The sequence below is a fragment of the Wujia chipingensis genome, from assembly GCF_014337155.1.
Lineage (GTDB): Bacteria > Bacillota > Clostridia > Lachnospirales > Lachnospiraceae > Coprococcus_C > Coprococcus_C hominis.
Map to the genome: position 1 here is coordinate 2,335,667 of NZ_CP060632.1, position 13,307 is coordinate 2,348,973.

General features: G+C 47.9%; 9 protein-coding genes. 3 read left to right on the plus strand and 6 right to left on the minus strand.

Annotated features, from left to right (window positions below):
• Position 1: 1 nt before the first annotated feature.
• Positions 2 to 901, plus strand: a complete 900-nt coding sequence (locus H9Q76_RS10855; protein WP_118671648.1) for an aldose 1-epimerase family protein — start codon at positions 2 to 4, stop codon at positions 899 to 901.
• Here the strand turns inward: H9Q76_RS10855 and H9Q76_RS10860 are convergent.
• Genes H9Q76_RS10860 through H9Q76_RS10870 form a run of 3 tightly spaced genes read right to left on the minus strand, consistent with a single transcriptional unit; the run spans position 886 to position 5,618 of the window.
• The gene (locus H9Q76_RS10860; RefSeq protein ID WP_118671647.1) at positions 886 to 4,134 is read right to left on the minus strand and encodes an AAA family ATPase; all 3,249 of its coding nucleotides are present in this window, start codon (positions 4,132 to 4,134) and stop codon (positions 886 to 888) included. The two genes, H9Q76_RS10855 and H9Q76_RS10860, sit on opposite strands and share 16 nt — an antisense overlap.
• The gene (locus H9Q76_RS10865) at positions 4,121 to 5,317 is read right to left on the minus strand and encodes an exonuclease SbcCD subunit D (RefSeq protein ID WP_182439296.1); all 1,197 of its coding nucleotides are present in this window, start codon (positions 5,315 to 5,317) and stop codon (positions 4,121 to 4,123) included. Before H9Q76_RS10865 ends, H9Q76_RS10860 begins: the two co-directional genes overlap by 14 nt.
• Before the next feature lie 4 nt (positions 5,318 to 5,321).
• Complete coding sequence (locus tag H9Q76_RS10870) at positions 5,322 to 5,618, minus strand: hypothetical protein (protein WP_021985030.1); 297 nt, start codon at positions 5,616 to 5,618, stop codon at positions 5,322 to 5,324.
• Positions 5,619 to 5,795: 177 nt separating this feature from the next.
• Here H9Q76_RS10870 and alr point away from each other — a divergent pair, with 177 nt between their 5' ends.
• Positions 5,796 to 6,965, plus strand: coding sequence for an alanine racemase (alr, locus tag H9Q76_RS10875; RefSeq protein ID WP_118671645.1), 1,170 nt, complete (start codon positions 5,796 to 5,798; stop codon positions 6,963 to 6,965).
• Between the two features lie 75 nt (positions 6,966 to 7,040).
• On the opposite strand, the gene H9Q76_RS10880 is transcribed toward alr, so the two are convergent.
• The gene (locus tag H9Q76_RS10880) at positions 7,041 to 8,426 is read right to left on the minus strand and encodes an MFS transporter (RefSeq protein ID WP_021985028.1); all 1,386 of its coding nucleotides are present in this window, start codon (positions 8,424 to 8,426) and stop codon (positions 7,041 to 7,043) included.
• A gap of 16 nt (positions 8,427 to 8,442) precedes the next feature.
• Positions 8,443 to 11,481, minus strand: a complete 3,039-nt coding sequence (locus H9Q76_RS10885) for a glycoside hydrolase family 2 TIM barrel-domain containing protein (RefSeq protein WP_118671644.1) — start codon at positions 11,479 to 11,481, stop codon at positions 8,443 to 8,445.
• Positions 11,482 to 11,727: 246 nt separating this feature from the next.
• Between H9Q76_RS10885 and H9Q76_RS10890 the strand changes: the two genes are divergently transcribed.
• The gene (locus tag H9Q76_RS10890) at positions 11,728 to 12,591 is read left to right on the plus strand and encodes an AraC family transcriptional regulator (RefSeq protein WP_118671643.1); all 864 of its coding nucleotides are present in this window, start codon (positions 11,728 to 11,730) and stop codon (positions 12,589 to 12,591) included.
• A gap of 7 nt (positions 12,592 to 12,598) precedes the next feature.
• Here the strand turns inward: H9Q76_RS10890 and H9Q76_RS10895 are convergent, their stop codons facing one another.
• Entirely contained in the window at positions 12,599 to 13,213 is a 615-nt protein-coding gene (locus H9Q76_RS10895; RefSeq protein WP_118671642.1) for a DUF6553 family protein, read from the minus strand.
• Positions 13,214 to 13,307: the final 94 nt, after the last annotated feature.

The following is a 13,307-nucleotide window of genomic DNA, read 5'->3' on the forward strand; positions in this document are numbered from 1 at the left end:
CATGTTACATACGATCGAAAATGATTATTTAAAAGTCACGGTATCCGACCACGGTGCCGAGCTTACAAGCGTCTACGATAAGGCACAGGATTTCGAGCGGATCTGGTGCGCCGATCCAGCAGTCTGGAACCGTCATGCTCCGGTGCTGTTTCCATTTGTCGGAAAGGTGAAGGGCGGTGCCTATCGTTACAACGGAAATACATACGCCATGAAGACACAGCATGGATTTGCGCGCGATGCGGAATTTACCTGCATCGAGGAAACCACTGATTCTATCACGCACAAGCTTGTGTATTCCGATGAGACACTGGAGATCTATCCATTTGAATTCGAACTGCTAATCACACACCGCTTCGATGCAGAAAATCCTCGTCTCCTGCACGTCACATGGGCAGTGAAAAATCTTGGTTCCGATGAAATGTTATATTCCATCGGCGGACATCCGGGATTCCAGATTGCACCGGGACATGCGCGGAGCGAATATTCCATCGCCCTGCCGGATGCAAATCCACGACACTATCTCCTGCTCGATGCAGCCGGTTCCGGACTTGCCGATACGAGCAAGAGTTATCCATTCAACGACGCCGGTAACGCCTACGTTCCTGTTACAGATACGTTGTTTGACAAGGACGCGCTGGTCTTCGAGGACGGACAGCTTCCAAGTGTCGGACTCGTCGATGCGGACAAGAAGCCATTTGTCACACTTACCTGCACAGACTTCCCATACGTCGGAATCTGGTCAAAACCGGATGGCCCGTATGTCTGCTTAGAGCCTTGGATTGGGCGTACCGATAACATGGATTTCACCGGAGATCTGAGTGAGAAGCCGGGCGAGCAGAAGCTTATCGCAAACGCCGAAACCGTGCACACTTACACGATCGAGTTTCACAGTTCCATCTGAATCCGGCTGCCGCCTCTGCCTTTTGTGACGCGCAGCTTCTGTGGAATATCCATCAGTTCATCCCGGTGGCTGATGATGCCGACCAGCTTATTTTCTCCTGACATGCTGAGTAACGCATCCTTTGTCTCCTCCAACGACTTCGAATCCAACGTACCAAAGCCCTCATCGACAAACAGTGCATCCATCTGGATACCGCCTCGATTTTCCGCAATTGTATCCGACAAGCCAAGCGCCAGAGATAACGATGCTTTAAAACTTTCGCCGCCTGACAGATTTCCAACCGGGCGGCGTTTTCCTGTGCTGATATCCAGCACCTCCAGATCCAGAAATGTATTGGTCTGTTTTCCAACTGCATTCGTCTGCCGGTACAACTGAAACTGGTTGTCACTCATCGGAAGCAGATGCCGGTTTGCAGCCTGAAGAATGCTGTCAAAGCCTGCTGCCTGAATATACTGCTCAAACGTAATCTTTCCGTTTCTTGTCTGCCCGGATACAAGCGTGTACAACCGATAGCTCGTATCATTTTCCTTCTTTGCTTTCTCGTATGCCACCTGCTGTGCACGGATATTCTGTTGTTTCTCGCAGTTATTCTGGATACGGAATGTAATCGCCTGCAAAGCCGTTCGAAGTGTTTCCACCTGTACACGTTTGCTTGTATGCTCCTGCTGTAACTGTTCGAAATCAACCAGCGTCCGATGTCTGGCATCCTGCTCCTGTTCTAACTGTGACAGTCTGGCGGCAACCTCCGTTACCTTTTTGTCATAATCTGCCAGTTTCGCTTCCTCCGCATGTATCTCTGCATCTGTTGCCACCTGCGCCTGCATTTCCTCTACCGATGCAAACTGGCATGCCGTCAGCTTCTCATTTAATCGCTGTTTTAACATCTGCGCATCGGACTTTTGCTGTTCGAGTGCCTGCTTCTGCGTTGCTATGGACGCCTGTACACGTGCTACCGCCTCATCTGCGGATTTCTTTTCTTTCGCTGCTGTATCAAGTGCTGTCTGAATCTCCGTCACACGTGCCAGTGCATGATTCCCCGCCTGCATGGCGGCTTCCCAATCTGGATACGATAATGTCTGTAATGCTGCTAAGGTCGCCTGTGAAGCAGCCTGCTTCGCAATGAGCGATTGTCGCTCCTCTACAAGCGACTTTCGCTGCTCTGCAAGCCGCGCCATCTCTGTCCCTTGTGCACGTGCAAGCATAGCTTCCACCTCGCGCAGCTTCTCACAGTTTTGCTGTAATGTATCCATTTGCTCTCTGCTTTGCGCAACAGTATCCACCAGCTTTTCCCGCTGTCTCTCGAAGCTTACAATCAATTCCTCTAATGCCTCAACACCACCGATAAACTCAGGTGTCATGTATCCCCGTATCTCCTCTTTTATCTGCTGCCCCTTTACCTGTACATCTGCTCGCAAAGACGAAGCGCTGGCAGTTGCCTGATTAAAAGCATCCAGTTTTTTCTCTTCCGCTGCCTTTAATTCTTTGCATTGTTCCTCCGTCACAGATGCCTCAACCAGTGTCGCGAGCTTCTCATGATGCGTAGCTCCACACACCGGACACGGTTCGCCCTCTGCCAGATCACTTGCCAGAATTCCTACCAGATTCGCCCGATAAAGTCTGTCTGCATGGGTAAATGCTTCCTTCGCAGACTCATACGCATCCTGCTTTTTCCGATATTCACTCTGTGCTTCCTCTAACTCCTGCTGCTTCCGTCTCCATGCAGGAATCAGATTCTTCGCAATGGATTCTGTCTTTTTCTGGCTGTCCAACAGTTTATCATGCGCCGCCTGTGCCTGCGCAAGCTGCTGTGGCTCTTCCTTCCACATTGCCTGCTGCTCCTGCAGCTCTCCAATCCGCTTCTGTAACGTCTGTTCCGCTGTTCCAAGTTCGACTTCCTGCTGTTCCTGTGCGGCAAGCTGCAACTGGATTTGTCCAAGTTCGTGTTGTAGCATTTCCCGCTCTTTGTAACGTGGTTCTTCCTCGCGCACCTTATCCACGATCTTCTGGCATTGCTCCGCTTCTGGTCGTAAAGCCTCCGTCTCTTTCACTTTTGCATCTGCCATCCCAGCACGTGTCTGACAATCCGCAAGCGTCTGCGCGCCATCTGTGATCAGCTGCTTTGTCCGCTCCCATTCATGTTCCTTGGCACTCCATGCATCGTACTCCGGCTTTACTTTATAGGTTGCCTGCTTCGTGCGATCAAGCTGTATCCTTCGTTCTTCAAATAATCCCTTTTGTGATTCTAATACTTCCCGCTCTTCCTTCGTCCGTGCATACCGCTCTAAAATTGCATTGTTATCCTTTGCCGATACGAGTGTGCCCTGTAACTTCTGTAATTCTTCCTCCGCCTGTGCAAGCACAGTTTCTTTTTGCTTTGCTTTTTCTGTATCTTCCCCGATCACAGCTTGCAGCAACGTAAGCATTTCCTCGATATTCCACACCGCTTTGCTGTCCTGCAGCTTCTCCTGCAAGTCACAGATACGCTGTACCACCGACCGCGGTTGTTCTTCCGAATCCTCCGCCAAGTCCTCTGCCAAAATTCCAGATATTCCTTCTGAAATCTCCGCTGGCTCTACCTTTACCTCACGGAACGACTGGGAGATACTCTGCTCCCTTTCCTTACGCGCGGCAAAACTTACATCCATACGATTTTTCAGTTTCAGTTCCAGTTTCTTATAGGCATCGGTCTGGAAGATTGTTCGAAGAATCTCTGTACGTTCGTTTGTCTTTGCATTTAACAGCTTCCAGAATTCTCCCTGCGCGATCATCGCAACCTGCATAAACTGTCCGGCATCCATATTCAGAAGCTGAGGTATCGCGCCTGGCTTCTCTTTCGTTCCATCAACGTTTTTCGCACCTTCGAGCGTTGTTCCATCCGGCTGATAGAAAGTCACCTTTTCTGCCTGCTCATCCGGCTTGCCATTTCGGTTGGTATACTTAAAGCTCGGTTTTCTGCACACATGATAGTCCTTGCCCTGATGCGTAAAATAAAAATCGACAAAGCTTTCCACTTTCTTATCCACGTACTCGCTTTTCAGATTCTTCGTATCGCGGTAGCTTCCGCTCGCTTCCCCATAAAGCGCATAGCTGATCGCATCAAAGATCGTTGTTTTTCCTGCACCTGTATCTCCACAAATCAGGAACAGACCTTTCTCCTCAAATTGGGTAAAATCAATCTCCGTCTGCTCTGCATACGTCCCAAACGCCTGCATTACCAATTTAGTCGGCTTCATAGATTCCCACCTCCTTCGCAACGTCCTTCATCATATCCATTTCCTCTTCGCTGATCTGGGCACCATACATCTGCTTATAAAAATCACCAATCAGTTCCTCATATGACCGGCTCTGTGTTGCCTGTACCACATCCACATGGGAAAGTTCTCGCGTATGGGAATTATCATAATCCAGCTTTATCGTGTTCGGATAATATTGTCGCATGATCCGCATTGCATCCGGGACAATGTCCTCATCCGTCAGCGTTACATAAACAAAATCTTCTGTATGTTCGATTTGATTTTCTTCCTTTACAATCTCTGTAAATGTTCCCCGGATATGAATGAGATCCCGCAGCGGAACGAGCTTCTCCAGCTCGATCGTCACCTGTCCTTCTCCATCCACTGTCACGATTGGCACCTGCTTTGCTCCATCCCGCTCGCGCACGCCGCCCGGAATCTGCTTCACCGGGCCAGCCTCTGACAGAGAATATTTGAGCGGGGAACCAGCATACCGCACTTCCTCTCTGCCGACACTCTGCGAGGAATGGATATGTCCAAGTGCCACATAACGAAATGCATCGAAACAGTCATACCCGATTTTCTCTACCGTTCCAACATGCTGCGTCAATGCACCCTCAGAACCGCCCAGTGTTGGATCTTTGCCCTTTCCTGATACAAACTGATGCGCCACTAAAATATTTCTCTGCTTCTGATTGATCTCTGCGTGTGCCAGTACCTCCCGCACCGCATCCTCATACGTCTCGATCTTTGCCTCCGGGAACGCACGCTTCACCTGCGATGCTTTCACGAACGGGAGCTGATAGATATGTACGGCTCCATAAGCATCCTCTATCACATGATGAAATAATTTCCCCTGATATTTGGCAGCGATATGCACATCATTTGCCTCAAACAAGCTGCTTCCAAAATTCAGCCGCTCGTCCGAATCATGGTTTCCGCTGATCATATAGACCTGCAAATGCCGTTCAACCAACTCACAGATAAATTCGTCCAAGATCTGCACCGCCCCTTCACTTGGTACCGTCTTGTCAAACACATCTCCGGCAATCAGAACCGCATCGACCTGCTTTGTCTCTGCAATTTCCAAAATCTGCTGCAGGATGTACCGCTGGTCATCCTTCAGATCAAAATCCCCCAATGTTTTTCCCAGATGTAAATCTGCCAAATGTAAAAACTTCATACTCTCACCTCTCCGGTATCTGTTCATTCAACCATGCAAGCACAGCTTCCCTTCCCTCTGCATCAAACGGAAATGTTTTCCTTGTGATCTGCTCCTCCGGTGTCTTCTCATAGCAGGTACTTGCATGCCATATACACACTTCAAAGAAATTCTCGGAAGTCGTCTCGCCACCTTCCTCCACGGGTTCATGCTCGACCGTGAGCTTTGCGATCCGGTACCGCGGTCCATAAATATCGCCCCCCGTCAGAATTCCTTTTGCATTATAAAATGGTAAATCAAATATCACATCGCCTGTAATCACGCGTATTCCTCCCATATGTTTCGTTCTTATAAATTATACTTTTATCATTATAGCATACGGAAGCATATTTTCTAAACAAAAAAGAAACTGATTCATTTTCCTGCATCCATCTATGGAATCTCTTGTCGGTTTGTGCTAGAATAGGTATAAAAATATTGCATAATCGAGGTGCGAAAGATGGATTCCACATTGAAACGAACATGGGCTGAAATCGACTTAGATGCCCTTGCTCATAACTATAAAACATTGCGTGACCGCATTGGCGCAAATGTCAAATTTTTAGGCGTTGTCAAGGCAGATGCCTACGGACATGGCTCCGTACAGGTCAGCCGCCTGCTGCAGGAGCTTGGTGCTGATTATCTGGCGGTCAGCAGCATCGACGAAGCGATTGAGCTTCGCTTAAATGACATTACCATGCCGATTCTGATTCTTGGACATACGCCAAAGGAGCAGGTCAGCCGCCTGATTGAGTACAACATCACACAGGCTGTCACCTGTAAAGCAAAGGCACTTGAATACAGCGAAGAAGCCGTGAAATGCGGTGGCACATTGAAGATTCATATCAAGGTTGACACTGGAATGTCCCGTCTGGGATATCTGTGCGACGGGGATTATTTTGATACTGGTGTGGAAGGTATCTGTGAGGGCTGCTCGCTTCCGGGGCTTTACGCCGAAGGTATCTTTACACATTTTGCTGTGTCGGATGAGCCAGGCGATGCATGCAAAGCCTACACGGAGCATCAGTTCCAATTATTTACTGACGTGATCAAAAGCGTCGAGGAAAAGCTCGGCAGACGGTTCGCCATCCGCCACTGTGCCAATACCGGTGCGGTTGCACGCTACCCGGAAACATGGCTCGATATGGTAAGACCGGGACTTTTGTTATATGGCTATGGTGAATTCGCAGATGAGCTTGGACTCCAGCCAGTCATGAGCTTAAAGACGACTGTCAGCACGATCAAGACCTATCCGACTGGTACCGCAATCAGCTACGGCGGCATCTATGTAACGGACAAGACAACGCGTATGGGTGTCATCCCTTACGGCTATGCCGATGGATTCTTCCGTGCCCTGTCCAATCGCTGCACGCTAATGTCGGACGAAGGTCCAGTTCCACAGCGCGGAAAGATCTGCATGGACATGTGTATGATTGATCTGACTGACAAGATGCAAATCGATGTCGGAAGCGAGATTGAAATCTTCGGAAAGAAGAATTCCATCAACGTTATGGCAGCTCTGGCAAACACGATTCCATACGAATTAACCTGTGCCGTCAGCAAGCGAGTTCCAAGATTCTACTACCGGAATGGAAAGATGATCGAGAAAGAATTGCTGTTGCGTGGGTAAATTGTTGCGCAAGTAATTACATAAGCATAAAAAGCTGGGATTTTTGTCCCAGCTTTTTGTTTGCGTTCCAGCTTCCTATATCTCATGACGGATATCCGAACCAATACCCCGCTGCAATTTTATCCGCTCGTTTTCTGCTTCCACATTCATCTTGGAAAGAATAACCAGAATCAATACATCGAAGATCAACGGCAGCCACAAGTACATAAACTGCATCATATCCAATGCAGACTGCGGCTGTGTCGTATTTTTGCCAACATAGCCGCTCAATTCCATCAGCCATCCAACAACCGCAGTTCCGATACCGCCACCAATCTTCACGCCCAATGACGTGCAGGAATACATCGTTCCATCGACATGCTTTCCCTGTGTGAGATAGGTGTATTCCGAACAGGATGCGATCATGGCATTCATATCGCCCTGCCACGGTCCCTGACCGAGCGCAGCAACAGCTGTAAATACAAGCATCAATGGCACATTGCCGATATAACCTGCCACGACAACCAGTGCCCTGCCAATTACAGCAAGCATATAGCCTCGCATATTTAATTTATACATGCCCTTCCATTTTCCTACCAATGTCGGCGTGAAGATCAACGCAATAATCAGAGGAATATTGACCGCCCATGCAAACCATCCGAAGAGGTTTTTATTTTTGAGCACCCATGTCATATAAAACAAGCCAGCACCAATCATCGCACTGTACAACTGCTGTAAGATATATGTCCCACAGATCATCATATAATATTTGTTCTTCACAAGCAGCTTGAACGCCTGAATCAGTCCATATTTTTCTTCATTATCCTGCGTTTTGCCCTCGTTCAACTCTTCCTCTGAAAGCTCCTTCACTGAGAGACTGGAAATCGTATTTACAACCAGTCCAATGACTGCATAAATGATTGCAACCAGTCTCCATGCCGCCGCATCACCACCACAGCGGTCAACAAATCCAACGGTAATCGACTGGATCAAAAGACTTGTCGAAAATGCGAAGATAAACCGGTAAGACCCCATCTGTACACGTTCCTTGCTGTTCTTCGTTATCAGCGATGTAAGTGCCGAATACGCGATATTATTTGCCGTGTAAAAAATGCCATTTAACAGTGTGTATGCCAGAAAGAACCACGTATACTGTGCTGTCTTGCCAAGGCTTGTCGGTACCGCAAAGCATGCAACCAGCGTGACTGCGCAGCCGATATATCCATACAGCATCCACGGACGTGCTTTCCCAAGCTTGCTGTGTGTCTTGTCGATCAGTGAACCAAAGAAAACATCTGTAAATCCATCCAGCAACTTCGAAAATGCGATCAAAGTTCCAACTATTCCGGACGCAAGCCCAACCGTCTCGGTCAGATAGATCATGACAAACGATGTCAAAAATGCATACACTACATTTCCGGCAATATCGCCGGAACCGTAGCCCACCTTGTTATACCATTTTAAATATTTTTTCTCTTCCATAGCTTTTCTCCTCATATCATCCCTTCACATACGGAACAAGTGTAAACCCAAACTGAAATTCCTTCTCATCGAATCGATATGCCGCAAGCACCTCCGGTCCACAGCTGTTGGAGCCAATGCCATTTAACGCATAATCAATACATAATACCGTACTGTCCGATTCTTCCAATTCATAATTGTGTTTTGCCTGTGCCAGCATTTCCTGTGTGTAGTTTGACGCCTGAAATGAAAATGGTGTCTCAGACGCTGCCGCGATTCCATACCGGCCGTTGTACAGTTCGACATAATCACAATCGAAATGACTGCCATTTTCCTGTGGCATAATGTAGTCCTCATGCAGATCCTTCACCGCACTGCGATACAATCCATGACTCGCAGCTCTGTGCTTGTCACGGTAGCTCTCCTGCGGTCCCATGCCATAATACGAAGCCTCAGAAAGATTCTTGTTGAAGAATACACGCACACCGAATCTCGGAAGTTCTGGGAACTCTGCATCCTTGCTTACCTCCATGGATGCGGTAATTCTTCCTGAACTTTCCACCTTCCACACGAGCTCGACATCCAGAATCTTCTGTACCGTTGGTGCTACAACGCCGACATGACTCATCACAATCACGCCGTACTGGTTCTGAATTGTCTCCACCTTATACGCTCTTGTGTACGCCTCGTGAAAATGTGCGTTTTCCCATTTTGCGCGGATATACATATCATTATCCGTCGGTGCCCGCCAGATGTTCAGTTCCATCGAATGGTTCAGATAGTCCCGTCCTGCATATTGAAGCTTCGTAAAAAGTCCGGTTCGTTTGCTGATTGCATATGTGAAATCGCTCGCCTTTAATGTGATCTCTGTATCGGTTTCGCTGACGCTGATCTCATTTTTCTCTTCCGCTTCTGCCAGCCATTTGACTGCCGTCTGGTTTCTGCCATCGACATTGGCAAGCAGCACCTCATCAAATCCTAATTCATGCTTTGCCGGAAGCAATGGAAGTTCTTTTTTCAACTGATACCGGAGCTTCAGATACACCTTGCCGCTCTGCGGAATGTCCAACTTGAGCGTCATCACACCGTCGCTGTGCGGTGCGATCGATACCTCATCCAGCACACCCTTTTGCACGCACAGACCATCCACAGTTATTTCATACAAGATGTCTGCATAATCGCTTATATCATCAAAATCCATATAGTTATGCAACACAAGTCTGCCGGTCTTCTCATCATAAGATACAACACGCACCGGACGGTACACATTCTTATATTCAAGCAATCCTGTATGTGGTGTACGATCCGGGTACACCAGTCCATCCATACAGAAATTTCCATCATGGATTGTCTCGCCGTGATCGCCGCCATAATAATATTTCGTCTTTCCATTTTCCGCCTGTCCGTGCGCAATCGCATGATCGCACCACTCCCAGACGAATCCGCCACACATCCGTGCATCCTTCTGGATTATCTGGAAATAATCCTCCAGATTGCCGGGCCCGTTCCCCATGCTATGGCAATATTCCACAAGCAGAAACGGTTTGCTGCCATCCTTCTCGAGATACTCTTCGATCTCGGAAAGTGCCGGGTACATCCGGCTGTACAGATCAAGATTTGAGTAATCATACGTCACATCGTAATTCCGATACCGCGCACTCTCATACTGCGTGATACGGGATGGATCGTATTTCTTTGTCCATGCAAGCGCCTTTTCAAAATTGCATCCATACGCACTCTCATTTCCCATCGACCAGAAAATGATACAGAAGCGGTTTTTATCACGCGCAACCATACGCTTCACGCGATCGAGAATCGCCTGCTCCCATGCCGGATCATCTGCAATCTTCTCGTTCCATTTTTTGAAGCGGTTGTAGTCTGTATCCTCCTTGCGGTACAGCATAAATGGTCCATGTGCCTCGATATCTGCTTCATCGCACACGAGGAATCCATAGCGGTCGCACATCTGATAAAAATACGGTGCATTCGGATAATGACTCGAACGAATCGCATTGAAATTGTGCTCTTTCATCAAGACAAGATCTTTCCTGATCTTTGCAACATCAACTGTAAATCCTGTGACCGGATCCGAGTCATGCCGGTTCACACCGCGCAGCTTGATTGCCTGTCCATTGAAATATAACACCCGCTCCTGTATTGCTACCGTGCGCAAAGCGATTGCATCCTCGATTGTCTCATCCGCATTTTGCAGGATAAGCGTGTATAAATACGGATGTTCCGTATTCCAAAGCTCCGGGTTCGCAATCTCCAATGTCACAGTTCCCGCCTTGCTGATTACTGCCTGTGCAGCCACAGTCCCTGCCGCATCCTCCACGGATACGGTAACCGGAGTCTCCTGATAGTAGCTGATATCCAATGTAATTTTCGCACACGCTTCCGTGATTTCCGTCGTGATCCGATAATCCTGCACCGCCTTTTCCGGCCGCTTCAGAAGATAGACATCCCGGAAGATACCGCTCATCCGGAACTTATCCTGATCTTCGAGATACGAACCATCGCACCATTTCAAGACAAGTACGGCAATCGTATTCTCGCCCTCTTCTATCACGTCTGTCACATCGAACTCGCTCGTTGCATGGGACACCTGACTGTATCCGGTATAGGTGCCATTCACCCATACATAAAAGCAGCTATCCACGCCCTCAAAGTTCAGGTACACCTTCGGAGCCTTCTCATCCTTCGCATAAGAAAACGTATGCACATACGCACCACACGGAATATCCTGCGGCACATACGGCGGATCAAACGGAAATGGATAGCGGAAATTCGTGTACTGATGCGTGTCATAGCCTGCCATCTGCCAGACACCAGGCACGGGAATCTCATCAAAATCCGACGTATCATAACCGCTCTCATAAAATGCATCCCTCACATCATAGATGCTCTCAAAATACCGGAATTTCCACATCCCGTTTAACATCTGTACGCGGTCGGATGCCTCCCGATGCTCTACCAGATCCTCCATTCGGTGGGAAGCTGGTATATAATACGCTCTTGGCGGCATTGTATGTTCATGTAAGAAATCCAAATCTTCATAATAACGTGGCACAATCATAAATCGTCCTCCTATATATGTATTTTTTTGTTGTCTATGAACCGTTCATATTTTCTGTCTTTCCGTATTGTCTGATATTATAATACTGATTTCCGTACAAAAAGTCTATGAACAGGAATGGACAAAATATGGACGAAATGATACAATGAGCATTGCGATGGGATGTGCTTGCACATACCAGCATAATGCGAATACAAACATGGAGCCGCAGGCGACATGATACAATAAACAATAGGAGGTGTCCCTATGTATATCAATACCGGTTACTTAAATCATTCTCATCAGGATTTCAAGGACAAGAGCCGTCCGCTCGTCGTCGGGAGCTGTGGCATTTATCGTCTGACCGATGATCCGAAGATGCCGACCTACCGTCCAAAGGGACGTTTGGATTATCAAATTATCTATATCTCGTCCGGGCTTGGACATTTTCATTTCGATAAACCGGAAAATGAGACGATCGTCCCTGCCGGAAATATGGTGTTGTTCCGTCCAAAGGAATTACAGAAATACGAATATTATGGCGAAGATAAAACCGAAGTTTACTGGATTCACTTCACGGGTTCCGATGTAAAAAATATTCTGCGAAGCTATGGTCTGCAAGATAACCAGAGAGTTTTCCCCGTCGGTTCCTCGCTCGAGTACGAGCGGCTGTTCAAACAGATCATACAGGAATTGCAGCGTTGTCAGGATCACTATGAGGAAATGCTCGCCCTGCTGCTTCGCCATCTGCTTATTGTGTTTCAACGGGAACTCACGCGCGAGCACATTCTGAAAAACGAATATCTGGATCGGGAGATGCACAGTGCTGTTACCTATTTCAATGAGAATTACAATCAGGATATCAGTATAGAAAATTACGCCCAGACAAGGGGCATGAGTGTGAGCTGGTTTATCCGGAACTTCAAGAAATACACCGGCATGACACCGATGCAGTTTATCGTATCGTTGCGCGTCAACAATGCGCAGATTCTTCTGGAACAGACCAATTATTCCATCTACGAGATTGCGAAGATCGTCGGATACGATGACCAGCTCTACTTCAGCCGGCTGTTTCGCAAACAAAAAGGAGTCTCTCCTTCCCAATACAGAAAGAGACAACCCCTTGCCTAATTTCAGATTACAGTTTCTTCAGGAAATGCTCCCGGTTCGGGTATTCCTCCCGGAATGCCCGCTTTGCGGCCTCCTGCAGCAATGCAAATTCCTTCTCCATATGCAACATGTGCGGCGCGGTAAATGCAATCGCACTAATCTGTTCTGCGATTTTCTTTGCCACGCCCTCATCGGATAACTGCCCCATACCGAAAACGATCGACGTAAAGCCTCTGCCGTTTCTGCTTACATCAATAAACTTCCGGAATGCATGCGTCATCTCAGACAGCAGAATTTCCTGTTCGGCTTCCGGCCGCTTGTCTGCATCAAACAGGCACAGTCCGGAGACGGTCTCAACTGCCTGCTTGCGCTTCTGTCCACCGATATCATTTGCCCCACTCTCCGCAATGTATTTGAGCTGCATCAGATACCCGACGAATGCATCGGTCTTCGGTTTGCGCTTTCCGTAACGCGCCACCCAGAGTTTCTTTATAAACGCCGCATCCACTTCCTCCGGCTTTCCCGCAGAATGATTTGCTATTTCACTTGCGTTCACAGTTTTATCTGCATTCGTATTCAATATGTCCAGCCGCTTCTCCGCGTCCATTTCGTTGTAAAATTGCTCTAACCATGTCTCCTGCATAGCTGTTCTCCGTTTCCTTTATACTGCCAATCAACATCTGCATCTATTTATCCACGCATCCATTCATCCGTGCGTCCATTCATCCACGCATTTA